This window comes from Pseudomonas sp. FP597, from assembly GCF_030687435.1.
Lineage (GTDB): Bacteria > Pseudomonadota > Gammaproteobacteria > Pseudomonadales > Pseudomonadaceae > Aquipseudomonas > Aquipseudomonas lactucae.
Genome location: NZ_CP117432.1, coordinates 3,740,898 through 3,767,689, shown reverse-complemented (window position 1 = coordinate 3,767,689; position 26,792 = coordinate 3,740,898). Strand labels below are relative to the sequence as shown.

Sequence of the window (26,792 nt, the reverse complement as noted above, 5' to 3'; positions counted from 1 at the left end):
CTCCGTGTAAGCTCCAAAAATTGCGACTGTCCTCTCTTTGCCCAGAGCCCAACGATGCAATTTTTATCCAACTCCCATGGCTGTGAAGGTTGGGCCGGTGAAATGGCCCAGCGCATACGCAGCTTTGACTGGTCAAAAACCGACCTCGGCCCCATCGACCAGTGGTCCACCAGCCTGGCCTGTACCGTGCAAATGATGCTCGCGTCGCCGGTGCCGATGGTGATGCTGTGGGGGCGCCTGGGCTACATGATCTACAACGACAGCTACTCGGCGTTTGCTGGTGGCCGCCACCCGTACCTGCTGGGCACCCCGGTGGAGCTGGGTTGGCCGGAAGTGGCCGATTTCAACCGGCACGTGGTGGACACCTGCCTGGCCGGCGGTACGCTGTCGTTCAATAACAAGGACTTGGTGCTGCTGCGCAACGGCCAGCCGGAAACGGTGTGGCTGGACCTGTATTACAGCCCCGTCGCCGGAGACAACCACCGGCCGGCCGGGGTGTTGGCGATTGTGGTGGAGACCACCGAACTGGTGAAGTCCGAGCAGGTGCGTCAGGAACTCACCCACAACCTGGAGCAACGCGTGGCCGCCGAAGTGCAGGCGCGTTCGGCCGCCGAAGACAAGCTGCGCCAGTCGCAAAAGCTCGAAGCCATCGGCGGTCTCACCGGCGGCGTGGCCCATGACTTCAATAACCTGCTGCAAGTGATCGCCGGCAACCTGCATCTGCTGGCCCGCCATGAACCGGACAACCCCCAGGTGCAGCGTCGCGTCAGTGCGGCCATCGCCGCCGTGGAGCGCGGGGCGAAATTGTCGACGCAACTGCTGGCCTTTGCCCGGCGTCAGCCATTGTCGCCAGCGGTTTACAACCCCCTGCGCATTTACGAAAACCTGGGCGAGCTGTTGCAGCGCGCCCTGGGTGAAACCATCCACATTGATGTGCAATTACCGCGCGATCCCTGGCGCATTCACGTCGACCGCAACCAACTGGAAAACGCCTTGCTCAACCTGGCGATCAACGCCCGGGATGCCATGAAAGGCGAGGGCGTGATTCGCATCAGTGGCGAAAACATCATTCTTAATCCCAAAGATTGCATTGGCAAAGGCATCAGCCCTGGTGAATACGTGCGCCTGGCCGTGGCCGACACGGGCGTGGGCATGTCGCCGGCGATCCAGGCCAAGGTGTTCGAACCGTTTTTTACCACCAAGCGCGACGGCCACGGCACGGGCCTGGGCTTGAGCATGGTGTTCGGGTTCGTGCGCCAAAGCGGTGGCCATGTCGACGTCAGCAGCGAGGAAGGCAAGGGCACCGTGGTGCAGTTGTATTTCCCGCGCAGCCTGGGCGAAGAATGCCCGCAGGCACAGGCTGAACCCGTGGTGTCGGTGGGCGGCCAGGAGACGATCCTGGTGGTCGAAGACAATGAAGGCGTGCGCCTGACCGTGGTGGAAGTGCTCGAACAATCGGGCTACACCGTCCTCACGGCAGAAGACGGCGACCAGGCCATGGCGAAGCTGCAGGCGGGCTTGAAACCGGAACTGATCTTCACCGACGTGGTGATGCCCGGCCGCTATAAAAGTACCGACCTGGCCGATTGGGCGCGCGCGCAAGAACCTGCGGTGCCGGTACTGTTCACCTCCGGCCATACCCGCGACATCCTCTCCAGCAACCATTTGCTGAGCCCCGACATTCATCTGCTGAGCAAGCCCTACAGCCCCGAGGCCCTGACGCTGAGGGTGCGCAGCGTGCTCACCGCAAGACAAGGTTGACCATGACTTCACAGCGCAACATCCCCCCGATCACCGCACAACCCCAGGGCTTCGTGCGCGTGCGTGGGGCCCGCGAGCACAACCTGCGCAACGTCGATGTGGACATTCCACGGGATGCCCTGGTGGTATTCACCGGTGTGTCGGGTTCGGGCAAATCGTCCCTGGCCTTTTCCACGGTGTATGCCGAAGCCCAGCGGCGCTATTTCGAGTCGGTTGCGCCCTATGCGCGACGCCTGATCGACCAGGTCGGCGTGCCGGATGTGGACAGCATCGAAGGCCTGCCGCCGGCCGTGGCCCTGCAACAGCAGCGCGGCACGCCGAGTGCGCGCAGTTCGGTGGGCAGCGTCACCACCTTGTCGAGCCTGATCCGCATGCTGTACTCCCGCGCCGGCAGCTACCCGCCAGGCCAGGCCATGCTCTATGCCGAGGATTTTTCGCCGAACCTGCCCCAGGGCGCGTGCCCGCAATGCCATGGCCTGGGCCGCGTCTATGAAGTGACCGAAGCGCTGATGGTGCCTGATCCATCGCTGACCATCCGCCAGCGCGCGGTCGCCTCCTGGCCCCTGGCCTGGCAGGGCCAGAACCTGCGCGACATCCTGGTGACGCTGGGCTATGACGTGGATATCCCGTGGCGTGACCTACCGAAGAAACAGCGCGACTGGATCCTCTTCACCGAAGAAACCCCCACGGTGCCGGTGTACGCCGGCTTCACCCCCGAGCAGACCCGCGACGCGCTCAAACGCAAACTCGAGCCGAGTTACCAGGGCACCTTCAGCGGTGCGCGGCGTTATATCCTGCACACCTTCACCCACACTCAAAGTGCGCTGATGAAAAAGCGCGTCGCGCAGTTCATGCAGGGCAGTGCCTGCCCGTTGTGCGAGGGCAAGCGCTTGACCAGGGCGGCGCTGTCGGTGAAGTTCGCCGGGGTGGACATTGGCGAGTTATCGCAGCTGTCGTTGGCGCAACTGGCCGAGTTGCTGCGCCCCGTGGCGGCGGGGCAGGACAGGATGAAACTGTCGGTGGAAAAGCGCCTGGCCGCGCAGCGTATCGCCCAGGATTTGCTCGAGCGGGTCAGCACCTTGACCGAGCTGGGCTTGGGGTATCTGAGCCTGGAGCGCAGCACGCCGACCTTGTCGTCCGGGGAGTTGCAGCGGTTGCGTCTGGCCACGCAACTGGGCTCGCAACTGTTTGGCGTGATCTATGTGCTGGATGAGCCGTCGGCAGGGCTGCACCCGGCGGATGGTGAAGCACTGTTCACCGCACTTGAACGTTTGAAGGCGGCGGGCAATTCATTGTTTGTAGTGGAGCACGACCTGGAAACCATGCGCCGCGCCGACTGGCTGATCGACGTCGGCCCGGCGGCCGGTGAACATGGCGGGCAAGTGTTGTACAGCGGGCCGCCGGCCGGGTTGGCCGATGTGCAGGCGTCGCAGACCCGTGAGTACCTGTTCGCTGAGCCGCGCCCGTCGCATCAGGTGCGCCGTGAACCGCAGGGCTGGTTGCAGTTGGAAGGCGTGACGCGCAATAACCTCAACGAGTTGAGCGTGGATTTTCCGCTGAGCTGCTTCACGGCGGTGACCGGGATTTCCGGCTCGGGCAAGTCCAGCCTGGTCAGCCAGGCGCTGTTGGAGCTGGTTGGCGCGGGACTCGGGCGGGTGATTGAAAACGACGAAGAACCGAGCCTGGAAGACGACGCGCCGCAAACCAGTGGTGGTCGCATCGGCGGCGGGCTGGAGCATATCCGCCGCCTGGTGCAGGTGGACCAGAAGCCCATCGGCCGCACACCGCGCTCGAACCTTGCGACCTACACCGGGCTGTTCGACACCGTGCGCAAACTGTTCGCCGCCACGCCCGCCGCGAAGAAGCGCCAGTACGATGCCGGCCAGTTCTCCTTCAACGTCGCCAAGGGCCGTTGCCCCCATTGTGAGGGCGAAGGCTTTGTCAGCGTCGAATTGCTGTTCATGCCCAGCGTGTACGCGCCGTGCCCGACCTGTCACGGGGCGCGCTACAATCCCGAAACATTGGCGATCAAATGGCAAGGCTTGAACATCGCCCAGGTATTGGGGCTGACGGTGGAGCAAGCGGTGGAAGTGTTTGCCGAGCAGCCGGGCGTGCTGCGTCCGTTGCAGGTGCTGAGGGATATCGGCCTGGGTTATCTGCGTCTTGGCCAACCGGCCACCGAACTGTCCGGCGGCGAAGCGCAACGCATCAAACTGGCCACCGAGTTGCAGCGCAATGCCCGGGGCGCGACCTTGTATGTGTTGGATGAGCCGACCACCGGGCTTCATCCGCGCGATGTGGATCGCCTGCTCAGCCAGCTCAACCATCTGGTGGATGCAGGGCACACGGTGGTCGTGGTCGAGCATGAAATGCGCGTGGTGGCCCAGAGTGACTGGGTGATCGATATCGGCCCGGGGGCAGGGGACTTGGGCGGCAAGGTGGTTGCCTGCGGTACGCCCCAGAAGGTCGCCAAAAGCAAAAAAAGCCGCACCGCGCCGTTTCTGGCTCGAGAGCTGATCTAACAAGCGGTGGGGTCCAATCTGGGAGGGGCAGTGCGACGATTCGACTTGCTCCCGATGAGGGCGTGTCAGTGGATGCAGTTGTGCCTGACCCACCGCTATCGGGAGCAAGCCCCTCCCACATTCGATCAGTGTTCGGCCAGTTGGATCTGCACCTTGGCCTGCTTCACCACATGCTCCACCGTAAACCCGAATTTCTCCTGCAGCTTGGCCAACGGCGCCGACGCGCCAAAGCTGTTCATCACTACCTTGGCGCCGGTCTGGCCGACATAGCGGTCCCATCCGAGTGGCCCGGCCTGTTCCACCACCACCCGCGCTTTCACCGCTGGCGGCAATACGCTGTCGCGGTAAGCCTGGTCCTGTTCTTCGAACAATTCCCAGCTGGGCATCGACACCACCTGCGCCGCCACCCCTTCATTCGTGAGCTGTTCGTAGGCCGCCACGGCCAGGCTGACTTCGCTGCCGGTGCCGATCAGGATCACTTCGGGCTTATCCGCCCCGGCCAATACATACGCGCCCTTGGCTGCACCGGCTGGCGCCGCATATTTCGTGCGGTCCAATGTCGGCAACGGCTGACGCGACAGCACCACACAGCTCGGCCGATGGGTTTGCGCCAGGGCGACTTTCCACAGTTCCAGGGTTTCATTCGCGTCGCCAGGGCGCAGGGTCAGCAACCCCGGGGTCGCCCGCAACTGAGTCAAGTGTTCGATGGGCTGGTGCGTCGGCCCATCCTCACCCACGCCGATGGAGTCATGGGTAAACACGAACACCACCGGCAATTCCATGATCGCCGCCAGGCGGATCGGCGGTTTCATGTAGTCACTGAACACCAGGAACGTCGAGGTGTACGGGCGCAGATAGGACAGCGCCATGCCATTGGCAATCGCGCCCATGGCGTGTTCGCGAATCCCGAAATGCAGGTTGCGCCCGCTGTAGTCGTCGGCGCTGAAACGTCCGGCGCCGTCGAAGGTGAGGTTGGTCTTGGTCGACGGCGACAAATCAGCCGAGCCACCGATCAACCAGGGGATTTGCTGGGCGAAGGCATTCAACACCTCACCGCCTGCCGCACGACTGGCGACGCCCTTGGCATCCGCCGCAAAGCGCGGCAGATCGGCCTGCCACTGTTCGGGCATCTCGCCGGCGCGCATCCGTCGCAGTTCATCGGCCCGGTGCGGCTCAAGATTGGCCAGGGTCTGGTTCCATTGCTGGTACAGCGGCTCGGCGCGTGTGTGCAGCGCATCGCGCAATACCGTGCGAGCTTCATCGGGCACCAGGAAACTCGAATCCTGCGGCCAGCCATACGCCGCCTTGGTCAGGCGGATTTCCTCGTCACCCAACGGCTCGCCATGGGCGGCGGCGGTGTTGTGCTTGTGGGGCGAGCCGTAGCCGATCACGCTGTCGACCACAATCAACGTCGGCGCGCCGGTGTTCGCCTGGAAGGTCTCCAGGGCAGTGCTCAGCGCCTGCAGGTCATTGGCATCGGTGACGTGCAGCGTGTGCCAGCCGTAGGCCTGGAAGCGCTTGATCACGTCCTCGCTGAACGCCAGTTCGGTGTGGCCTTCGATGCTGATGGTGTTGTTGTCGTAGATCCAGCACAGGTTATCCAGCTTCAGATGCCCGGCCATGGACGCCGCTTCGCTGCTGATGCCTTCCATCATGTCGCCGTCGCCGCACAGGGTGTATACGTTGTAGTCGAACAACACCTGGCCGTCGCGGTTGAAGCGCTCTGCCAGCCAACGCTCGGCCATCGCCATGCCTACACTGTTGGCGCAGCCCTGGCCGAGAGGGCCGGTGGTGGTCTCTACGCCAGTAGTCATGCGGTATTCCGGATGCCCCGGGGTTTTGGAGTCGGCTTGGCGAAACTGCTTGATGTCGTCCAGGCTGATCGCCGGCTGCCCGGTACGCTGGCCCTTGGCATCGATCTCCACCACACCGGCCAGGTGCAGCAGCGAATACAACAGCATCGACGCATGCCCCACCGACAGCACAAACCGATCGCGGTTGGGCCAGTCGGGATGTTCGGGGTGATACCGCAGGAACCGGCTCCACAGCGTATACCCCACCGGCGCCAGGCCCATGGGCGTACCCGGGTGGCCGGAATTGGCCTTCTGCACGGCGTCCATTGCCAGGGTGCGCAGGGTGTTGATGCACAGGGTGTCGACAGGGGTGGCGGTAAGCGTCATGAAACGGTCTCCCTCAAGTAGCGATCTACTGTGGAGGGCAGGGCGCCGCAAAGGTTTGATCCCATCGCCTTTACCGCGACGAACGGGGATGTATTGCGCGTAAATATGACAAGACGGCCAGGAATGGGCTAGCTTCAAGGGCGTAGACCATTGATCAACATGCGGAGGTACGCCATGCCAGTGAAACACGACCTGTGTGAGGATTTGGGGTTGAGCAAGGAAGTCGTTCACGAACGCAGGGCGAGCGATAAACGCCTGGACTCTCTGCTCACGCAATATGACGCTGCCGACCGGGAGGTGCTCAACGCGGAATCAGCCAGTGCCAGCGATGAGGATGTTGAGAAACTGAAGAAAAAGCGGCTTCTGATTAAAGATGAAATCGTGGGGCGATTGGGCTGAGCAGCAACGACCGTGGCGAGGGAGCTTGCTCCCGCCGGGGTGCGAAGCGCCCCCCCGGCCCTGGCGTCTGCTGCGCAGCCGAACGGGAGCAAGCTCCCTCGCCACAACAACCAGTTCCAGTTGGGTCGGCGCAAGGAGTGCGCCGGTGAGCCGGGTGGGTACTGAGTTTCAGGCCTTTAGCGCGTTCAAGCACGCCTCCATCGAACGCTGCTGCGTCTCGCCATACAGCTTCAACTCATCAATCGTCTGGCGCCCCAGCGCCTGCTCGAACGCCGCCTGGTTCGAAGGGGCCGCGTAGTGACTCTGCGCCGCATCCCCCAGGTTCGACTGGAAGATCCCCGCCGCGCTCACCGGCAGGAAATCCTCATACACCAACGGCTCCACATCGACGTGGCCGGCCGCGACCAGTGCCTCCAGGGTCCGCGGTTGCTCGGCGTGGCCGCGTGCCGCAAGGCCCTTGGGCGTGGCGAAATAGCGGAAGTACGCCAGGCCCTGTTCGCGCATTTGCGTGTGATTGTCGGGGAAGGTCTGGAAGTGCTGTTCCATCAATTGCGTATAGCGTGCGGCGTTGTCCTCGTTGGGAAATGCACCCAGTTCGTCGCGGGCGGCGTTCAGCAGTTGGTCATAGAGCGCGCGACCCTTGGGGGTGAGCGCGACGCCACGTTGTTCGATTTCGCCGAAGCGTGCGCTGTGGCTGCCTTGGGCGTCGGTGAAGGCGATGGCTTCGTCGAGGGCCTTGAAGCTGGTCTGGCGCAGCAGGATCGGGCACTGGCGGCGCGGCGGGCCTTCGATCACGGCCTTGGGGGTGATGCCTTTGCCGGGCATGGCGGCCTGTACCTGGTCGATGTCCAAGGTGCGCGGGGTGAGGTGGTTGATGTGCGGGCCCTTGAAGGCGACGACGTCGGCGATCAGGCGGTGCTGGTCGCTCAGTTGCTGGTATTGCGCGGCGGTGACGGTGGCGGTGTGGTGCCAGCGGAAGGTTTCCAGGGCCTCGCGGATGAAGTGCGCGGCGTCCTCGGCGTCGAGGCCGCCGTCGTTCTGCGCTTGTTCGATCAACGCCAGGGCACCTGGGGTGAAGATCGAACGCTTGGCCAGGGCGGTTTCGGCGAAGGCGCGCAGCTCGGGATTTTCGATCAGCTCCAGGCGCAGCAATGAGGTGAATACGCGAAACGGGCTGGTTTGCAGGGCGTGCTCATGCACCGCGCGAAACGCCGTGGAATGCACCGGCACACCCGCCGGCGTGAGGTCGTAGTAGCCCACCGGTTGCATGCCCATCACGGCGAACAAGCGGCTGATGGTCGCCAGTTCCGCCGCGGTGCCCAGGCGGATGGCGCCGTGGCGTTCCCTGTCCAGGCGCTGGATTTCACCGGTGCGTTGCAGCTGGTGCGCCAGGCTTGGTTCGTTGTCGAGCACGCGCGCGTTGACCTCAGCCACCAGCTCCATCAGCGCGCCATACAGGGGAACTTCATCTCGGTACATATCGGACATGGCCTTGGAAAAGCCTTTACGGATCTCGTCGGGGCTGACATGGGCGGCATTGGGCATAGAAAAATTCCTGATGACGATGGAGAGAGGCATGACCATTCACCGATTTTGTTGGGCACCGCGCCGCCGCGCAAACGAAGAATCCTCTGAACTTCATTCTTCAAATGAATGAAATGAACGGAATATGACAAAAAACGGCATACGGATAATTTCATTTTTCGCGGCTTTTCCTAACTTTTTCTTCACGGCGTCCGCCCCGGTCCCCATGAAACAATCGTCACGTTTGTAGGGGTGAAACGCCGTTTTGCACACAATCGACATAAAAAAATATTCAGGGGCTGTCGTTAATGAAAATATCTACATTGGCGTTATCCATCACCGCCGCCGTGCTTGCACAACACGCTTGTGCGGATGATTTCGGGCTTGGCTCGCTGGGCACGGGCAATGGTCACAGCGGTTTTGTGGAGGACAGTCATGCGTCCGTCAGCTCACGCACCATGTACTACAGCGCAGACAACCGCTCGGGCACCAACAACGACCTGCGCGAAGCCGCAACCGCGCTGCGCTTTGACTACAAATCCGGCTTTACCCAAGGCACGCTCGGCGTCGGTTTCGATGTGATGGCGTTCGGCGCCCTGCGCCTGGACGGCGGCGATGGTCATGCCGCGGGCCCAGGCCTGGCGGGCAACGGCAACAGCTTCTTCCCGACCAAGAACAACGGTACCGAACCTGCCGATGCCTTTGGTCGCGCGGCGGGCAATGTGAAGTTCCGTATTTCCCAGACCGAATTGCATGTGGGCGGCGGCCTGGCGCCGGTGTTGCCGATCCTGGTGGCCAACGACAGCCGTGTGGCGCCGCAGACCTTCGACGGCGGCGTCCTGACTTCGAACGACATCCCTAACGTGACCTTCACCGGTGGTGAGTTGAACCGCGCCGAAGGTCGTGCTTCCAGTAATTCCACGGGCTTGAGCGTTGCCGGTGGCCAGCGCGACAGCGACAGCTTCAAGTTCGGTGGCGTGGACTACAAACCCTTCGGCTCCTCCGATAACACCCTTACGAAAAACCTGACGCTGCAGTACTACTACGCGCAGTTGCAGGACTTCTACAAACAGAACTATGTAGGCCTGGTGCATGTGCTGCCGTTGGGCAATGACCAATCGTTCAAGACCGACCTGCGCTACTTCGACAGCACCAGCGACGGCAAGAATGGTTCGAGCGGTTATGCATTCAACAACAACGGCGGCTATGCCCGGCATGCCGGCGAAGTGGATAACAAAACCTACAGTGCGGCCTTCACCTATCAATTGGGCGGCAGCAGCCTGATGCTCGGCCACATCGGCGTGGGGGATGACGGTGGCTTCGTCTGGGTCAACCAGGGCAGCCTGGCCGACCCGCACGCGCAGGGCGCCGGCGGCAGCGACTTCTACCTGTTTACCGATGCGGTGGTCGGCCAGTTCTCCCGCGCGGGCGAGCAGGTCAACTTCGGCCAGTATGCCTATGACTTCAAGGCCTACGTACCGGGCCTGAAGGCGTCCGTGGCCTATCTGGACGGCAAGGACATCAAGTCCAATGTCGCCGGTGGGCCTGACCAGAAAGAAAACGAAGCCGATTTCCGTCTGGACTACGTGGTGCAGGCAGGTCCGCTGAAAGGCTTCGGTACCACCTTGCGTACCGGCACCTATCACGGCAAAAACACCGGCACCGCCGACCAGGACCAGACCCGTCTGATCTTCAACTACACCTACGCAATCTTCTAAGTCTTCATGTGCAACCGGGCGTGGATGGGTCCTACACTGCACCTCACTGTGTAGGTGTTGGAGGACTCAATGACGGCCACGCCCGTAACCCAAACAATAGAAGGCCAGCGCCTGGCAACCGAAGACGCCGAGCGCTGGCGCGAGTGGGGCCCCTACCTGAGCGAACGCCAATGGGGCACGGTGCGCGAAGACTACAGCGCCGATGGCGATGCCTGGCGCTACTTCCCCCATGAACACGCACGCAGTCGCGCCTACCGTTGGGGCGAGGACGGCCTGGCCGGTTTCAGTGACAAGGCGCAACGCTGGTGCCTGGGGCTGGCGCTGTGGAATGAGCGTGACGCGATTCTCAAGGAGCGCCTGTTCGGTCTGAACAACGCCGAGGGCAACCACGGTGAAGACGTCAAGGAACTGTACTTTTTCGTCGATGGTGTGCCGAGCCATGCCTATATGCGCATGCTCTACAAATACCCCCATGCAGCGTTTCCCTACGCCGACCTGATCACCGAAAACGCCCGTCGCGGGCTGGCTGACGCCGAGTATGAAATCCTCGATACCGGCGTGTTCGAAGACAACCGTTATTGCGATGTCGGCGTCGAGTATGCCAAGCATCAGCCTGACGATGTTTTCATGCGGATCACGCTGCATAACCGTTCGGATCAGCCAACCCGTTTGCAGGTACTGCCCCAGCTGTGGGCGCGCAATGACTGGAGCTGGACCTTTGACGCACCCAAGCCGCAGTTGTCGATGGACGGCGAGCACGTGTTGGCCCGTCATCACGAGTTGCCGGATCGCCATCTGAGCGCCTGGGGCCAGGATGGGTTGGAGTGGTTGTTCTGCGAAAATGAAAGCAATGTCGTCAAGCTGGATGGGCTGATGGCCTCGGGGCCGTTCAAGGATGGCATCAATGATTACGTGGTGCAGGGCCTTGAAGCGGCGATTCGACGTGACAGCGGCACCAAGGTCGCCGCCCGCTTCATCGTTGAACTGGACGGGCTGCAGAGCAAAACCCTGTATCTGCGCTTTGCTCCCGCCGTTGCGCCACCGGTCAACGCGCGCAAGCTGTTCGAGCAGCGTCGCCAGGAAGCGGATGACTTCTACGCCGCCTTGCAACACGGTATCGCCGATACGGACGCACGCAATGTGCAGCGTCAGGCCCTGGCGGGTTTGCTGTGGTCCAAGCAACTCTATTACTTCGATGTGAACCAATGGCTCGACGGCGACCCGGCCCAACCCGCACCGCCGCCCGAGCGCCTGCATATTCGCAATACCCATTGGCGACACTTGTCCAACTTCGACATCCTGTCCATGCCTGACACGTGGGAATACCCGTGGTACGCCTCGTGGGACCAAGGCTTCCAGGCGGTGGCTATCGCACTGATCGATCCGGGGTACGCCAAGCAACAACTGCTGTTACTGGTCAAGGACCGTTTCATGCACCCAAACGGCCAGCTGCCGGCGTATGAATGGCGCTTTGACGACGCCAACCCACCGGTGCATGCCTGGGCCAGTTGGCGCGTGTATCAGCAGGACAAGGCGCTGACCGGTGTAGGTGATATGGATTTTCTGGAACGGATTTTCCACAAGTTGCTGCTGAATTTTTCCTGGTGGGTCAACCGCAAGGACGCCGAGGGCCGCAACCTGTTCCAGGGCGGCTTCCTGGGGCTGGATAACATCGCCTTGTTCGACCGTTCGGCGGCCTTGCCAGCGGGCTATCAGCTGGATCAGGCCGACGGCACGGCCTGGGTCGCGGCCTATGCGCTGGACCTGATGCGCATCGCCCTGGAACTGGCCAAGCGCAATGGCGTGTATGTCGACATTGCGGTGAAGTTTTTCGAGCATTTCCTGTACATCGCCGGCGCCATCAACCGTGTCGATGACAGTGCCGAAGGCCTGTGGGACGAGCAGGACCTGTTCTTCTACGACGTGCTGCACCGTCCCGATGGCCAGAACGAGCCGGTGCGCCTGCGTTCCATCGTCGGTTTGATGCCGCTGTTCGCCGTGCTGGTGCTGGAGCAGCGCGAGCATGAGGGCCTGGAAGGGTTGCGCGAACGCTTGTGGGGTTTTATGAAACACCGGCCGGACCTGGCTGAATTGGTCTCACGCTGGAATGAACCAGGGCAGGGCAATCGATTGTTGCTGGCATTGTTGCGTGGCGAGCGCACCAAGGACCTGCTGCGGCGCATGCTGAATGACGATGAGTTCCTCTCGGCGTTTGGGGTGCGCTCCTTGTCCAAAGCCTTCGCCGAGCAGCCCCTGGCGTTGAAGATGAATGGCAATACCTTGAGCGCGTGCTACCAGCCCGGCGAGTCCGATTCGCGCTTGTACGGCGGCAACTCGAACTGGCGAGGGCCGTTATGGATGCCGGTGAACTACATGTTGATCGAATCGTTGCGCGAATTTCACCGGTACTACGCGGATAACTTCTCGGTGGAGTATCCGACAGGCAGCGGTTATCTGTCGTCACTGGAGGAAGTGGCCGACAGCCTGAGTCAGCGGCTGACCCGGTTGTTTTTAAGGGATGAAAACGGCATGCGAGCGTCGATGGCGGGGTATGCGCAGCTGCAAGCGGACCCGCTCAGCTGTGACCTGGTGTTGTTCCATGAGTATTTCCATGGAGAAACCGGGCGGGGATTGGGGGCGTCACACCAGACCGGGTGGAGTGCGTTGGTGGCGTTGCTGTTGCAACCGAAATCTTAACCAACACCACGATCCAATGTGGGAGGGAGCAAGCCCCCTCCCACATTTTTGGAGTTAGGCTTGCCCGTGAATCAGGACGGGAACAGCTCGCTCAGCTTCATCGCCAGCATCATGTCGCCTTCGGTGCGCAGCTTGCCGCCCATGAAGGCCTGCATGCCGTCGGTGGAACCGTCGACGATGCCTTTCAGGGTTTCGCTGTCCATGACCAGGGTCACTTGGGCGTCCGGGTTTTCGCCTTCTTGCAACTCGCAGGTCTTGTCTTTGACAACCAGGGAGAAGTTCTTGGTGTCGTCAATGCGGAAACCGAATACCAGATCCAGGCCTTCGGCAGCGCCTGGGTTGAATTTGGCTTTCATTGCTTGTACGGCTTTAGCTACGTCAGTCATGGTTTCGATCCTTTAGGGTAGAGTCCAGTGACCTTGGGGTCACGGTTGGCCGCAGTTCACCGGAAAGTGATGAGCTGCGGCGCCTTCAACAGTTGCAAGTGGGTGTGGCTGTTGAAGGAAGCCAGTGCCACCTCGCGACCGCGGAATTTCAGCTGGTTGAGCGAGGTGTTAACAATTTGCCAGTTAAGTTCAAAGGCCTGGGCGGCAGGCATTCGGGTAATCAGGTGGAGCAGGGCGGTAATGGTACCGCCGGAGGTGAACACGGCGATCTTCTGCGTGTTGTGCGCCGTTTCCAGCAGGCGTTGCAGACCGCTCTGGACGCGCTCGACAAACCCCAGCCAGCTTTCCAACCCCGGCGGGTCGTAGGTACCGGCCAGCCAGCGGTCGATGATCAGGGCGAAGATGCGCTGGAATTCACTGCGGTTTTGCGCGGCATTGCGCAGGATATCCAGGGCGTCGGGTTCGGTGGTAAGCAGGTCGGGGAGCAGGGCGCGAATGATCGCGTCGGCGTCGAACTCGTTGAAGGCGCTGTCGGTTTCCAGCAGCGGAACCGGCAGGCCAAGGGCGCTGTATTGATCGAAGGCGGCGCTGGCGGTGTGCTGCTGGCGGCGCAGGTCGCCGGCCACGCAGCGGTCGAATACCAGGCCCATGTCGGCCAGATGACGGCCGAGTACTTGGGCTTGCTCCACGCCAATGGGTGACAGGACGTCATAGTCGTCTGCACCGAAGGAGGCCTGGCCATGTCGAATCAGATAGATGCTGCCCACGTCCGTTTTCCCGGTACGTTGAAGTCTGGCGAGGTTATGAGGATGCCAGGGAGCTGTCAATGAAAAAACATACGCTTGTTTTAAAAGACTGTTGGAACGCTGGATTGCTGGCGGTTTGATCACTGGCTCGAACGCCTGGCCGTCGGTATGCTGGGGCAATCCGCGCCTGGCGCACTGCACTTGTAAGGAGCAACATGGATTTTCTGGCCGAATACGCGAGCTTTCTGGCGAAGACCGTCACCCTGGTGATCGCTATTCTGGTGGTATTGATCAGCTTCGCGGCATTGCGCAGCAAAGGCCGTCGCAAATCCGCCGGCCAATTGCAGGTCAGCAAGCTCAATGATTTCTACAAAGGCCTGCGTGAGCGCCTCGAATCGACCCTGCTCGACAAGGATCAGCTCAAGGCCCTGCGTAAATCCGAAAGCAAGACCGAAAAGCAAAACAGCAAGAAAAAGCAGCCCGAGGCCAAGCCGCGGGTGTTTGTGCTGGATTTCGATGGCGATATCAAGGCGTCGGCCACCGAGAGCCTGCGTCATGAAATCACCGCGCTATTGAGCCTGGCCACGCCCAAGGATGAAGTGGTGCTGCGCCTGGAAAGCGGCGGCGGCATGGTGCACAGCTATGGCCTGGCATCGTCGCAACTGGCGCGTATCCGCCAGGCGGGCGTGCCGTTGACCGTGTGCATCGACAAGGTCGCGGCCAGCGGCGGCTACATGATGGCGTGCATCGGCGAGAAGATCATCAGCGCACCGTTCGCCATCCTGGGCTCCATCGGTGTGGTGGCGCAGTTGCCCAACGTGAACCGCCTGCTGAAAAAGCACGACATCGACTTTGAAGTGCTGACCGCCGGCGAGTACAAGCGCACCCTCACGGTGTTTGGCGAAAACACTGAAAAGGGCCGCGAGAAGTTTCAGGAAGACCTGGACATCACCCATCAGTTGTTCAAGAACTTCGTCTCGCGCTATCGCCCGCAACTGGCGATTGATGAGGTCGCGACCGGGGAAGTGTGGCTGGGTGTTGCAGCGCTCGACAAACAATTGGTCGACGAACTGCAAACCAGTGACGAATACCTGGCCACCAAGGCCAAGACCGCCGAGGTGTTCCACCTGCACTATGCCGAGCGTAAAAGCCTGCAGGAACGCGTGGGCCTGGCCGCCAGTGGCTCGGTGGACCGCGTGTTGCTGACTTGGTGGAGCCGGTTGACCCAGCAGCGCTTCTGGTAACTGATTCTGAATGTGCAGATGATTTCTTGTGGGAGCTTGCTCTGGTGAGGGGGATTGCCGTGGCGAGGGAGCTTGCTCCCGCCGTCTGCGCAGCAGACTCCCGCTTTTTGCAGCGGAGCGCTCCCCACCCGACACCAATCAAGCGGGTGACCGTGGCATACAGATTTTGTAATAGTTCTGCGTTGTAGGAACTTTGCTTTTCGGCTGTACGATTCAAGTCCTTTCTTAATCGCAGGATTTGCATGAACACCCTCTCGGAGCCCCCCAGTCGTCTTTCCCCAAGACATCCGCTGTCGCTGTTCCCGCTCAAGCACCCTGTATTCTGTCGACTCACCTTGCTCCGGTCCCATGACCGCGCCTTGCCGTGCCCGACATTCTGAATATTTCGAATACAGAGACTCTATAAATGGAATGGTTAGCGGATCCAACGGCCTGGCTCGGCTTGTTGACCTTGATTGTGCTGGAACTGGTGCTGGGTATCGACAACCTGGTGTTTATCGCGATCCTGGCGGACAAGCTGCCGCCGCAGCAGCGTGACCGCGCCCGGTTGATCGGTTTGTCCCTGGCGCTGCTGATGCGCCTGGGACTGCTGGCGAGTATTTCCTGGTTGGTAACCCTCACCCAGCCGCTGTTCGAAGTGTTCGACAAGCGCTTTTCCGGCCGTGACCTGATCATGCTGTTTGGCGGTGTGTTCCTGCTGTTCAAGGCCACCATGGAGCTGCACGAACGCCTGGAAGGCCATGTGGCCCAGCGTACGGGCAATGTGGCTTACGCGATGTTCTGGCCGATCGTGGCGCAGATCGTGGTGCTCGATGCGGTGTTCTCGCTGGACGCGGTCATCACTGCCGTGGGCATGGTGGATGAGCTGGCGGTGATGATGATCGCGGTGATTATCTCCATCGGCCTGATGATCGTCGCCAGCAAGCCACTGACGCGCTTCGTCAACGCCCACCCGACGGTGATCATGTTGTGCCTGGGCTTCTTGATGATGATCGGGTTTGCCCTGACCGCCGAAGGCCTGGGCTTTCATATTCCCAAGGGCTACCTGTACGCGGCCATTGGTTTCTCGATCCTGATCGAGGTGTTCAACCAGATCGCCCGCGCCCGCCGCAGGAAGTCGGCGCAGGGTGTGTTGCCGGTGCGCGAGCGTACCGCCCACGCGGTGATGCGCTTGCTCGGCGGCCGCAGCCTGGCGGTGGATGAGGTGGGTGAAGAGGTCGCCGACTTGCTGGGCGAACCGGATGCCGCGCAGGGTCCGCTGTTCGACCGCCGCGAACGGGTGATGATCAGCGGCGTGCTGCAACTGGCCGAACGGCCGATCCGCACGTTGATGACGCCACGGGCCAAGGTCGACTTTATCGACCTGGCGGACGCTCCCGACACGATCCGCCTGAAACTGATGCACTCGTCCTACTCGCGCCTGCCGTTGATCCGCAATGGCGCGGTGGATGAGCCTCTAGGCTTCGTGCACAAGAAGGAGCTGCTCAAGGAATACCTGGCCGGCAGCGAGCCGAACCTTGCGCACCTGGCACGTCGGGCGATCAACCTGCTGGAGAGTTTCTCGATCCTTAATGCCCTGGAGCAGATGCGCCAGGAGTCGACCCACATCGCCTTCGTGATCAACGAATTTGGCGACTTCATGGGCGTGTTGAGCATGACCGACATTCTTGAATCCATCGCCGGTGAATTACCGGATGCCAGCGAAATCGAAGGGCCGGATATCGTCGAGGAGGGCGGTGGCTTCCGTGCCAACGGTGCTTTGAACCTTGACCAGGTGCGTCGGCGTACCGGCTTCAAGGCTGTCGCGACCGAGGATTACCAGACCCTGGCCGGTTTGGTAATGAGTCTGCTGGATCGCCTGCCCGCGGTGGGCGATAGCCTGGAACATGCGGGCTGGCGCTTGACGGTGGCTGCGGTGGAGGAGCGGCGGGTGAAGCAGGTGGTGTTGCAGCCTTGCGGTCAACATAACGTTTGAAAATATCTGTCAGCACCTGAGCCTGTTCAGCCTCAGGGCCGAAACCCTTGAAGGTCTCCATCAAGGTGCCATTCAGGAAAATCAGCAATGTCGGGGTGCCTGTAACGTTCGGGTGCCTCGGCGTCTCGGCGCAATTGAGCACCAGGCTGACGACTGATGGGTGCTCGCGCGCGATTCGCTCGAACAGGGGAGTGGAGGAGCCGCACGCCGGGCAGTGGTGCGAAATAAATAGCATGAACACCGGCTGCGATGTGTTCAGTGCGCGTCGGTAGTCCTCGGCATTGGCAATGGTCGCAGTCGCAATTCCCATGATGAGCTTCCCTTGAGCAGCGAAGAGGTTTGCCAACGCTAGGTCCAGGGAATGCTGCCGTCTACTGTCAACCTTGACAGGTGCGCGGTAACAGGGCGGTGACGCACTGCAATGGCGCTGTCACCGCCGCGTGGGGCCCCGGGTAGCATTTGATTGCAGCCGCAGGTGCGCCGACGCTTTTCCTACGCTGATTTATCCAACTGATTACTAACGTTTTTTATTGGGCATAGGTTTCCATTGAAGCGTATGGCACACTTTCTGCTGTCTATTCCGTTGTTACATACCAAGTTCCGGTATAGCGGAATACACAACCCCTGGAGTGCTTGCCATGCATCACCGACCTTCCGTGTTCAAAGCGTGTGTTTTTCTCTTCGCCGCATCGGCTTCCCTCGCAGGCACCGCGCAGGCGGCGGACAGCAAGCTCGACAGCGTGCTCAAGCGTGGGCACCTGGTGGTGGGTACAGGCAGTACCAATGCGCCGTGGCACTTCCAGGGAGCGGATGGCAAGTTGCAAGGGTTCGATATCGACATCGGTCGCATCGTGGCCAAGGGGTTGTTCAATGACCCGTCCAAAGTCGAGTTTGTGGTGCAGTCGTCCGACGCACGTATTCCCAACCTGCTGACCGATAAGGTCGACATGAGTTGCCAGTTCATCACCGTCACCGCCAGCCGTGCGCAGCAAGTGGCGTTTACCCTGCCGTACTACCGCGAAGGCGTGGGCCTTCTGCTGCCGAACAACAGCAAGTACAAAGAGATCGAAGACCTGCAGGCGGCGGGTGATGGCGTGACTGTGGCCGTGCTGCAGAACGTGTATGCCGAAGAACTGGTGCACCAGGCCCTGCCAAAGGCCAAGGTCGACCAGTACGACAGCGTCGACCTGATGTACCAGGCCGTGAACTCCGGTCGCGCCGATGCCGCCGCCACCGACCAGTCCTCGGTCAAATACCTGATGGTGCAGAACCCCGGCCGCTACCGCAGCCCGGCCTACGCCTGGAGCCCGCAAACCTATGCGTGTGCTGTCAAACGTGGCGACCAGGACTGGCTGAACTTCGTCAATACCGCCCTGCATGAAGCCATGACCGGCGTGGAATTCCCCACCTACAAGGCGTCTTTCAAACAATGGTTCGGCGTCGATCTGCCGGAGCCGGCGATTGGTTTCCCTGTTGAATTCAAGTAATTCGGAATAACCGGGGCGCCCGTCAAGGCGCCCCATCCAGGTACTGCTGACCATGAATTATCAGTTGAACTTTGCCGCCGTGTGGCGCGATTTCGACACCTTGCTGGCGGGGCTCGGCCTGGGCCTGCAACTGGCTGTGCTGTCGATCGCCATCGGTTGCGTGATCGGCCTGCTGATGGCCTTTGCCATGCTGTCCAGGCACCGCGCCTTGCGTGTCTTTGCCTCGGTGTATGTGACGGTGGTGCGCAATACGCCGATCCTGGTGCTGATCCTGTTGATCTATTTCGCCTTGCCGAGCCTGGGCATCCGGCTGGACAAGATCCCCTCGTTCATCATCACCCTGTCGCTTTACGCCGGTGCCTACCTGACCGAAGTGTTTCGCGCCGGGCTGTTGAATATTCCCAAGGGCCTGCGTGAAGCCGGCCTGGCGATTGGCCTTGGCGAGTGGCGTATCCGCGCCTATATCACCGTGCCGGTGATGCTGCGCAACGTGCTGCCCGCGCTGTCGAACAACTTTATCTCACTGTTCAAGGACACCTCGCTGGCCGCTGCCATCGCGGTACCTGAACTGACGTATTACGCCCGCAAGATCAACGTTGAAAGCTACCGGGTGATCGAAACCTGGCTGGTCACGACCGCGCTCTACGTGGCGGCCTGTTACCTCATTGCCATGCTGCTCCGTTACCTGGAACAGCGTCTGGCGATCCGTCGTTAAAGGAGGGTTTGCATGTACGAGTCCCCCAGTTGGCTGCATGAATTGTGGATCGCCCGGGACACCCTCTGGGCGGGGTTTCAGACCAGCATCTATTGCTCGGCGCTGGCGATTGTCTTCGGCACCCTGATTGGTATTTTTGCCGGGCTGGTGCTGACCTACGGCACATTCTGGATGCGTGCGCCGTTTCGGTTGTATGTGGATTTGATCCGGGGTACGCCGGTGTTCGTGCTGGTGCTGGCGTGTTTCTACATGCTGCCGGCGCTTGGTTGGCAGATCACCGCGTTCCAGGCCGGTGCGGTCGGGCTGACGTTGTTTTGCGGCTCCCACGTCTCGGAAATCGTGCGCGGCGCGCTGCAAGCCATTCCCCGTGGGCAGCTCGAAGCGGGCAAGGCGATCGGCCTGACGTTCCCGCAGTCCCTGGCCTACGTGCTGTTACCCCAGGCGCTGCGCCAGATCCTGCCGACCTGGGTCAATTCCTCCACGGAAATCGTCAAGGCCTCGACCCTGCTCTCGGTGATCGGCGTGGCCGAGTTGCTGCTGAGCACCCAGCAAGTCATCGCACGCACGTTCATGACCCTGGAGTTCTACCTGTTCGCGGGCTTTATGTTCTTTGTCATCAACTACGCCATCGAGTTATTCGGGCGCTACATTGAAAAGCGGGTGGCCTTGCCATGAACCAAGCTCAAACCATCGAGCCGCTGTTGAACATTCGCGGTTTGCGTAAACAATACGGCGAAGTCGAAGTGCTCAAAGGCGTCGACCTGTCCATGCAGCGCGGCAACGTCGTGACCTTGATCGGCTCCAGCGGCTCGGGCAAGACCACGCTGTTGCGTTGCGTCAACCTGTTGGAAGAATTCCAGGGCGGCCAGATCACCCTGGACGGCGAGTCCATCGGCTATAGCGACGTCGGCGGCAAGCGCGTGCGCCACCCGGAGCGGGTGATTGCCCAGCACCGTGCGATGACCGGCATGGCGTTCCAGCAGTTCAACCTGTTCCCGCATCTGACCGCGTTGCAAAACGTCACCCTGGGCCTGCTCAAGGTCAAGAAAATGGGCAAGGACGAGGCCGTGGCGTTGGCGGAAAAATGGCTGGACCGTGTAGGGTTGCTGGAGCGTCGCAACCACTTCCCCGGCCAGTTGTCCGGTGGTCAGCAACAGCGTGTGGCGATTGCCCGCGCCATTGCGATGAACCCCAGCCTGATGCTGTTCGACGAAGTCACCTCGGCCCTCGATCCGGAATTGGTAGGCGAGGTGCTCAGTGTGATCAAGGGCCTGGCGGAGGAGGGCATGACCATGTTGCTGGTCACCCACGAAATGCGTTTTGCCTATGAAGTCTCGGACCAGATCGTATTCATGAACCAGGGGCGAATTGAAGAGCAGGGCTCGTCGAAGGATATATTCGAACGACCGCAGTCGCCGCGCCTGGCGGAATTTTTGAAGAACATTCGTTTTTAATCAGGGAGCAAAGTTTATGAGCATTACTCGTTACGGCGCCGGCAGCACCGCTGGCGGTGGCCAGCCGCGTCCTTTCGCCCGCGCGGTGGAAGCGGACGGCTGGCTCTACGTCTCGGGCCAGGTGCCAGCAGTGGACGGTGAAATCATCACCGGCGGCATCATTGAGCAAACCCGGCAGACTATGCGCAATGTGGTAGCGATCCTCGAAGAAGCCGGCTACGAACTCAAGGACGTGGTCCGCGTGGGCGTGTGGTTGGAAGACCCGCGGGATTTCTGGAGTTTCAACAAGGTGTTCGGTGAATACTTCACTCCGGAACACGCTCCGGCGCGGGCCTGTGTGCAGGCCAATATGATGGTTGATTGCAAGGTGGAGATCGATTGCGTGGCCTACAAGAAAAAGGGCTAAATTGCCCCACTCTTGAAGCCCACTGAAGCTCAAATGTGGGAGGGGCTTTCCCCTCCCACAGGGTTCACTGTGCAGCACAACCCTTTTACCGGACCGAAAACTGTCATGACCGAAGACACCATCAAACGCCGCGCCAAAGGCCTGGACCGTGCATTCGATATCCTCGATTTTCTCAAGGAGATCGGCCAGCCCCTGCGTCCGAATGATATTGCCAGTGGCATCGGCAGCCCCAAGTCCACCGTCTACGAATTGGTCGCCTCGCTGCTGGAGCGGCGCATCCTGGAAACCGTGGGCAAGGACGGCCACGTGTACTTGGGCCGTCAGCTGTACTTTCTCGGCCAGGCGCACTTGCGTCACTTCGACCTGACCCGCGAGGCCGACCACGCCTTGCAGGAGATCGTCAGCCAGACCCACGAAACCGCGCAGATGTGCCTGCTCAACGGACGCAAATACACCGTGGCGCTGATGCGCGAAGGCGAGCGGCATTTCCGTATTTCTTCGGACATCGGCGAAAACGCGCCGATCCCCTGGACAGCCTCCGGGCGCCTGTTGCTGGGGCACTTGAGCGACCAGCAGATCGTCGACCTGATCGACCCCGAGGATTTCATCCTGCCGGACGGCCAGCGCTTGGCGCTGGAGACGTTCCTGGCGCAAATCCGTCAGGCTACCCTCGAAGGGTTCTTCTCCTTCGACAGCGTGGCCGACACCTTCACCCACTGCTTTGCCGCCCCGGTGCGCGACGCGCAGGGCGTCAGCATCGCCACCCTGTGCATCGTCGCGCCACGGGCCGACGCTATCAAAAATTACAACGACTATCGCCGGGTATTGATCGAAAGCGCCAACCACCTGGCCCGTCGCATTAACGAATAGGAGTTTTTCCATGTCTGCCCTCAACGCTGTTGAAAAAGGCGCCGCCGCCGTCGGTGCCCACCTGGTCCGTGACGTCAGCCTGCCGGCCCTGGTGCTGCATCGAGAGGCCCTGGAGCACAACATCCGTTGGATGCAGGATTTTGTCAGCAGCAGCGGCGCCGAACTCGCGCCCCATGGCAAGACCAGCATGATGCCGGCACTGTTCCAGCGTCAGCTCGAGGCGGGCGCCTGGGGCATCACCCTGGCCAACGCGGTGCAGACCCGTGCCGCCTACGCCGGTGGCGTACGCCGGGTGTTGATGGCCAACCAACTGGTGGGCGCGCCGAACATGGCGTTGATCGCCGACCTGTTGGCGGACAAGGATTTCGACTTCCATTGCATGGTCGACCACCCGGACAATGTCGCCGACCTGGGCCTGTTCTTCGCCGCCCGCGGCCTGCGCCTGAACGTGATGATCGAATACGGTGTGGTCGGTGGCCGTTGCGGTTGCCGCAGCGAACAGCAAGTGCGCGACCTGGCCAAGGCCATCAAGGCGCAGCCGGCCCTGGCCCTCACCGGCATCGAGGGTTATGAAGGCGTGATCCATGGCGAGCACGCTATCAGCGGCATCCGCGACTTCGCCGCGAGCCTGGTGCGTTTGGCGGTGGACCTGCAAAACAGCGGTTCTTTCGACTTGCCCAAGCCGATCATCACCGCGTCGGGGTCGGCCTGGTATGACCTGATCGCCGAGTCCTTTGAGCAGCAGAACGCCGCCGGCCGCTTCCTCAGCGTGCTGCGCCCCGGCAGCTATGTGGCCCACGACCACGGCATCTACAAAGACGCGCAATGCTGCGTGCTTGATCGACGCAGTGATCTCAACGAAGGCCTGCGCCCGGCGCTGGAAGTCTGGGCTCACGTGCAATCGTTGCCTGAGCCTGGGTTTGCGGTGATCGCACTGGGCAAGCGCGACGTGGCCTACGACGCGGGCTTGCCGGTGCCGCTCAAGCGTTACAAGGCGGGCATTGTGCCGGCCGAAGGCGATGATGTCAGCGCCTGCACCGTCACGGCGGTGATGGACCAGCACGCGTTCATGGTCGTGGCGCCAGGGGTTGAACTGCGCATCGGCGACATCATTTCCTTCGGTACTTCCCACCCGTGCCTGACGTTCGATAAGTGGCAGGTCGGGTGCCTGGTGGATTCAGAGTTGCGCGTGATCGAAACCCTGCATACCTGCTTCTAGACCGAGTCGCGAAGAGGCCATCAGCCACACCGGAGATCACAAGCCATGAACACTCCACCCCGCATCGCCCTGATCGGCGAATGCATGATCGAACTGCAACACCGCGCCGACGGCAGCCTGCAGCAAAGCTTCGGTGGCGACACCCTGAACACGGCGGTGTATCTGCGTCGTGAGTTGGGCGATAGCGGCAGCGTCGACTACGTCACCGCGCTGGGCGATGACAGTTTCAGCGACGCCATGTGCCAGCAGTGGGCCGACGAAGGCCTGGGGCTGAGCAGGGTCCAGCGTTTGCCTGGGCGCTTGCCGGGCTTGTACTGCATCCAGACCGATGCCGACGGCGAACGTAAATTCCTCTACTGGCGCAACGAGGCCGCCGTGCGCGACTGCTTCACCACGCCGGCGGCCGAACCGATTCTGACGGCGTTGCCAGCGTATGACCTGGTGTATTTCAGCGGCATTACCCTGGCGGTACTGGGGGAAGTCGGGCGTGAGCGCTTACTGCGCGCGCTGATCGAAGCCCGTCGGCGTGGTGCCAGGGTGGTGTTCGACAATAACTACCGGCCACGCCTCTGGGCCAGCATCGAGGCCGCGCGCGCGGCCTATCGCCAGGTGTTGGCCGAGGTGGATATCGCCTTGCTGACCGAGGACGACGAGCAGGCGCTGTTTGGTTATGCCGACAGTGAGCAGGTGTTTGCCGCGTACCCGGCGATTGCCGAAGTGGTGCTCAAGCGTGGCGCGGATGCATGCCTGATCCGTTGCAACGGCGAGCACTGTGCAGTGCCGGCACTGAAGGTGGAGAAGGTGGTGGACACCACGGCGGCGGGGGATTCGTTCAGTGCGGCGTACCTGGCCAGCCGGCTCAAGGGCGGTTCGCCTGAAGAGGCGGCGTTGGCGGGGCATCGGTTGGCGAGTCGGGTGATTCAGGTGCCGGGGGCCTTGATACCGAGGTGAATGGCCGCTTACAGCGGATCGGGAGCAAGTCGAATCGTCAATCCCGGTAAAACACCTGCACCAGGTGATACCCGAACTTGCTCTTGATCGGCCCATGCACCACTTTCACCGGTTTCTTGAAAATCACCGCATCGATCGCCCCGACCATCTGCCCAGGCCGAACTTCACCCAAGTCTCCACCGCGCTTGCCGGACGGGCAGGTGGAATACTTCTTGGCCAGCACATCGAAGGCTTCACCCTTGGCGATGCGCTGCTTGAGCTGTTCGGCTTCTTCGCTGGTTTTCACCAGAATATGACGGGCTTGGGCTTTCATAAGGCTCTACCAGGTGTGCGACGGCGCGCGATTATGCCTGAACTGGATCATCGGCGTTGATCATGCTGCGGATTTTAGTGGCCAGCAGGTCAATCGAAAACGGTTTGGCCACCATGTCCATGCCAGCCTCCAGGAAGCCTTGGCGCTCGGCGGCCGTTTCGGCGTAACCGGTCATGAACAACACCTTGAGATCCGGACGATGCTGGCGGGCGATTTCCGCCAGTTGCCGGCCATTCATCCCCGGCAGGCCCACATCGGTCACCAGCAAGTCCACCCGCAGGTCCGACTCCAGCAGCGGCAATGCGGTGCGCGAGTCCGCCGCCTGGTGTGCGGTGTAGCCCAGTTCATCGAGCACATTGACCACCAGCATGCGCACCGCCGGGTCGTCCTCGACCACCACCACGGATTCACCGGCCAAGGCCACCGGCGCTTCGCCGAGGCTGGCGGGCAGGTTGCTCTCCAGCGCGGTGCCGTGCAGGCGCGGCAGGTACAGGCGCACGCATGTGCCCTGGCCCGGTTCGCTCTGGATGGTTACGTGGCCGCCGGACTGCTGGGCAAAGCCGTAGATCATCGACAGCCCCAGGCCGGTGCCCTGGCCGATGGGTTTGGTGGTAAAGAACGGGTCGAACGCCTTGGCAAGGATTTTAGGTGCCATGCCGCTGCCGTTGTCGCGCACGCCAAGCATGACGTAGTCACCGGCCTTGACCGGCTCGAGCGTGGTGATATCGGTGCCGTCCAAATAACTGTTGGCGGTTTCGATCAGCAGTTCGCCGCCATCCGGCATGGCATCGCGCGCGTTGATCACCAGGTTGAGCAGGGCGTTTTCCAGTTGGCTGGCATCGGTGTTGACCGGCCAGATATCCTGGCCCAGTTGCACCTTGAGGTGGATATGCGCGCCTTTGGTGCGCTGGAACAGGTCTTCGAGGGATGCCACCAGTTGGTTCGGATCGAGCGGACGCAGGTCCAGCGACTGGCGGCGCGAGAACGCCAGCAGGCGGTGGGTGAGGGCGGCGGCGCGATGGGCCGAAGACACGGCGGCATCGGTAAAGCGGCCGATTTCCTCGCTGCGCCCGGCAGCGATATAGCGCTGCATCAGGTCCAGGCTGCCGATAATCCCGGTGAGCATGTTGTTGAAGTCGTGGGCGATGCCGCCGGTGAGCTGGCCCACCGCCTCCATCTTTTGCGCATGGCGCAGTGCGTCTTCGGCGCGCTCGCGTTCGAACATTTCGTTTTGCAGGCGTTGGTTGGCTTCGGCCAGCGCCTGGGTGCGCTGGGCCACGCGTTCTTCGAGGTTTTCGTTGAGGTTGCGCAAGGCCTGCTCGATGTTCTTGCGCTCGGTGAGGTCCAGCGCGGCGCCCAGGAATCGCGCCGGGCGACCGTGGCGATCCTTGTAGCAGCGGCCCCGGGCAAACACCCAGCGCACTTGGCCATCGGCCTGTAGCAGGCGGTATTCCTCGGCGTATTCGGTACCGTGGGTGATGCAATGCTTGATGCTGCGCGCCACCGAGCCACGGTCTTCGGGGTGGACGCCGTGCAGGTAGTCGCTGATGGGCAGCAGGCTCGCATCGCTGGGGTCGACGCCATGCAGATACGCAAAGTGGGCATCGGCAATAAAGCGGTCTTCGCCGATATCCCAGTCCCAGGTGCCCACCGCGTCGGTCGCCGCCAGTGCAAGTTGCAGGCGTTGTTCGGTGTCGTGCTGGGCCTTGAGGCTGTCTTCGGAACGTTGCTGCAACTCAAGCGCTTTGCTGCGCCGTTCGTTGGTTTCGATGGCGGTGACCAGGATGCCGGCCACATCGCCGCTTTCATCGCGGACCGGGCTGTAGGTCAGGTCGAGCCAGATCTCGGTGTCGCGATGATCGCGCTGCAGCACAAAGCGCTGCTCGCTGAAGGTGCGCGTTTCGCCGCCGAACACGGCAGCGTAGATCGGCGCGGTGAAGCTCTCCAGCTCCGGCCATGTCTGGTGCGCCGGCTGGCCCATGGCCTCGGGGTGTTTGTTGCCCGCCAGCAAGGCGAAGCCATCGTTGTAGAGTTGGGTGAGTTGGCTGCCCCACAGCAGGAGCATCGGCATCGGCGAATCGATGACGATGTTAATGGCTGTGCGCAGGCTTTGCGGCCAGTCATTGGCCTCACCGAGCGGGCTTTGTGCCCAGTCCAGCCGTGCAATCAACGCAGCGGCTTCGCTACCGGTGGATGTTTCCTTCATAAAAAGCCCTGAGCGTAAC

21 protein-coding genes and 1 pseudogene are annotated in these 26,792 nt (G+C 61.5%); 15 read left to right on the top strand and 7 right to left on the bottom strand.

Annotated elements, in window-relative coordinates; translation table 11 throughout:
- The first annotated feature begins 54 nt into the window (after positions 1–54).
- Both PSH66_RS17130 and PSH66_RS17125 read left to right on the top strand, forming a co-directional pair.
- Entirely contained in the window at positions 55–1,761 is a 1,707-nt protein-coding gene (locus PSH66_RS17130; protein WP_078824994.1) for an ATP-binding protein, read from the top strand.
- A 2-nt stretch (positions 1,762–1,763) separates the two neighbouring features.
- A complete protein-coding gene (locus PSH66_RS17125; protein ID WP_141064012.1) occupies positions 1,764–4,283 on the top strand; it encodes an excinuclease ABC subunit UvrA in 2,520 nt (839 codons plus the stop codon).
- 125 nt (positions 4,284–4,408) lie between these two features.
- On the opposite strand, the gene tkt is transcribed toward PSH66_RS17125, so the two are convergent.
- Positions 4,409–6,463 carry a transketolase gene (gene tkt / locus PSH66_RS17120; RefSeq protein WP_305427293.1) on the bottom strand — a complete coding sequence of 685 codons (2,055 nt, stop codon included), beginning with the start codon at positions 6,461–6,463 and terminating at the stop codon, positions 4,409–4,411.
- 174 nt (positions 6,464–6,637) lie between these two features.
- On the opposite strand from tkt, the gene PSH66_RS17115 reads away from it, so the two are divergent.
- A complete protein-coding gene (locus PSH66_RS17115; protein ID WP_305427292.1) occupies positions 6,638–6,862 on the top strand; it encodes a DUF465 domain-containing protein in 225 nt (74 codons plus the stop codon).
- A 168-nt stretch (positions 6,863–7,030) separates the two neighbouring features.
- Here PSH66_RS17115 and PSH66_RS17110 read toward each other — a convergent pair whose 3' ends face one another.
- Entirely contained in the window at positions 7,031–8,407 is a 1,377-nt protein-coding gene (locus tag PSH66_RS17110; protein ID WP_305427291.1) for a VOC family protein, read from the bottom strand.
- Between the two features lie 287 nt (positions 8,408–8,694).
- On the opposite strand from PSH66_RS17110, the gene PSH66_RS17105 reads away from it, so the two are divergent.
- Complete coding sequence (locus tag PSH66_RS17105) at positions 8,695–10,104, top strand: OprD family outer membrane porin (protein ID WP_003174412.1); 1,410 nt, start codon at positions 8,695–8,697, stop codon at positions 10,102–10,104.
- A 69-nt stretch (positions 10,105–10,173) separates the two neighbouring features.
- Positions 10,174–12,801 carry a glucosidase gene (locus PSH66_RS17100; RefSeq protein WP_305427290.1) on the top strand — a complete coding sequence of 876 codons (2,628 nt, stop codon included), beginning with the start codon at positions 10,174–10,176 and terminating at the stop codon, positions 12,799–12,801.
- A gap of 71 nt (positions 12,802–12,872) precedes the next feature.
- Here PSH66_RS17100 and PSH66_RS17095 read toward each other — a convergent pair whose 3' ends face one another.
- Together PSH66_RS17095 and PSH66_RS17090 are read right to left on the bottom strand one after the other, a co-directional pair.
- On the bottom strand, positions 12,873–13,187 hold the full coding sequence (locus PSH66_RS17095; protein ID WP_305427289.1) for an SCP2 sterol-binding domain-containing protein: 315 nt from the start codon (positions 13,185–13,187) through the stop codon (positions 12,873–12,875).
- 56 nt (positions 13,188–13,243) lie between these two features.
- Positions 13,244–13,954 (bottom strand): histidine phosphatase family protein, encoded by a 711-nt coding sequence (locus tag PSH66_RS17090; RefSeq protein ID WP_305427288.1) that lies wholly within the window; start codon positions 13,952–13,954, stop codon positions 13,244–13,246.
- A 194-nt stretch (positions 13,955–14,148) separates the two neighbouring features.
- Between PSH66_RS17090 and sohB the strand changes: the two genes are divergently transcribed.
- Together sohB and PSH66_RS17080 are read left to right on the top strand one after the other, a co-directional pair.
- Positions 14,149–15,177 carry a protease SohB gene (sohB, locus tag PSH66_RS17085; protein WP_305427287.1) on the top strand — a complete coding sequence of 343 codons (1,029 nt, stop codon included), beginning with the start codon at positions 14,149–14,151 and terminating at the stop codon, positions 15,175–15,177.
- 406 nt (positions 15,178–15,583) lie between these two features.
- Positions 15,584–17,152: a TerC family protein gene (locus PSH66_RS17080; RefSeq protein ID WP_305427286.1), complete on the top strand. Its 1,569-nt coding sequence runs from the start codon at positions 15,584–15,586 to the stop codon at positions 17,150–17,152.
- Positions 17,153–17,237: 85 nt separating this feature from the next.
- On the opposite strand, the pseudogene PSH66_RS17075 reads toward PSH66_RS17080, so the two are convergent.
- Positions 17,238–17,387 (bottom strand): annotated as a pseudogene (locus PSH66_RS17075) (thioredoxin); the annotation flags it as partial.
- A 403-nt stretch (positions 17,388–17,790) separates the two neighbouring features.
- On the opposite strand from PSH66_RS17075, the gene PSH66_RS17070 reads away from it, so the two are divergent.
- From PSH66_RS17070 to PSH66_RS17035, 8 genes are all read left to right on the top strand, one after another.
- Complete coding sequence (locus tag PSH66_RS17070; RefSeq protein WP_003174406.1) at positions 17,791–18,639, top strand: transporter substrate-binding domain-containing protein; 849 nt, start codon at positions 17,791–17,793, stop codon at positions 18,637–18,639.
- A 52-nt stretch (positions 18,640–18,691) separates the two neighbouring features.
- Positions 18,692–19,354: an amino acid ABC transporter permease gene (locus tag PSH66_RS17065; protein ID WP_003174405.1), complete on the top strand. Its 663-nt coding sequence runs from the start codon at positions 18,692–18,694 to the stop codon at positions 19,352–19,354.
- Positions 19,355–19,366: 12 nt separating this feature from the next.
- Entirely contained in the window at positions 19,367–20,029 is a 663-nt protein-coding gene (locus tag PSH66_RS17060) for an amino acid ABC transporter permease (RefSeq protein WP_003174404.1), read from the top strand.
- A complete protein-coding gene (locus PSH66_RS17055) occupies positions 20,026–20,808 on the top strand; it encodes an amino acid ABC transporter ATP-binding protein (RefSeq protein ID WP_003174403.1) in 783 nt (260 codons plus the stop codon). Before PSH66_RS17060 ends, PSH66_RS17055 begins: the two co-directional genes overlap by 4 nt.
- 16 nt (positions 20,809–20,824) lie before the next feature.
- Positions 20,825–21,214, top strand: a complete 390-nt coding sequence (locus PSH66_RS17050; protein ID WP_010210958.1) for a RidA family protein — start codon at positions 20,825–20,827, stop codon at positions 21,212–21,214.
- A 105-nt stretch (positions 21,215–21,319) separates the two neighbouring features.
- Entirely contained in the window at positions 21,320–22,084 is a 765-nt protein-coding gene (locus tag PSH66_RS17045; RefSeq protein WP_042944833.1) for an IclR family transcriptional regulator, read from the top strand.
- A 10-nt stretch (positions 22,085–22,094) separates the two neighbouring features.
- Positions 22,095–23,303 (top strand): amino acid deaminase, encoded by a 1,209-nt coding sequence (locus PSH66_RS17040; RefSeq protein WP_305427285.1) that lies wholly within the window; start codon positions 22,095–22,097, stop codon positions 23,301–23,303.
- A gap of 45 nt (positions 23,304–23,348) precedes the next feature.
- On the top strand, positions 23,349–24,254 hold the full coding sequence (locus tag PSH66_RS17035; RefSeq protein ID WP_305427284.1) for a sugar kinase: 906 nt from the start codon (positions 23,349–23,351) through the stop codon (positions 24,252–24,254).
- Between the two features lie 37 nt (positions 24,255–24,291).
- Here PSH66_RS17035 and PSH66_RS17030 read toward each other — a convergent pair whose 3' ends face one another.
- Positions 24,292–24,567, bottom strand: coding sequence for a peptidylprolyl isomerase (locus PSH66_RS17030; RefSeq protein ID WP_003174397.1), 276 nt, complete (start codon positions 24,565–24,567; stop codon positions 24,292–24,294).
- Positions 24,568–24,598: 31 nt separating this feature from the next.
- Positions 24,599–26,773: an ATP-binding protein gene (locus tag PSH66_RS17025; RefSeq protein WP_003174396.1), complete on the bottom strand. Its 2,175-nt coding sequence runs from the start codon at positions 26,771–26,773 to the stop codon at positions 24,599–24,601.
- Between the last annotated feature and the right edge of the window lie 19 nt (positions 26,774–26,792).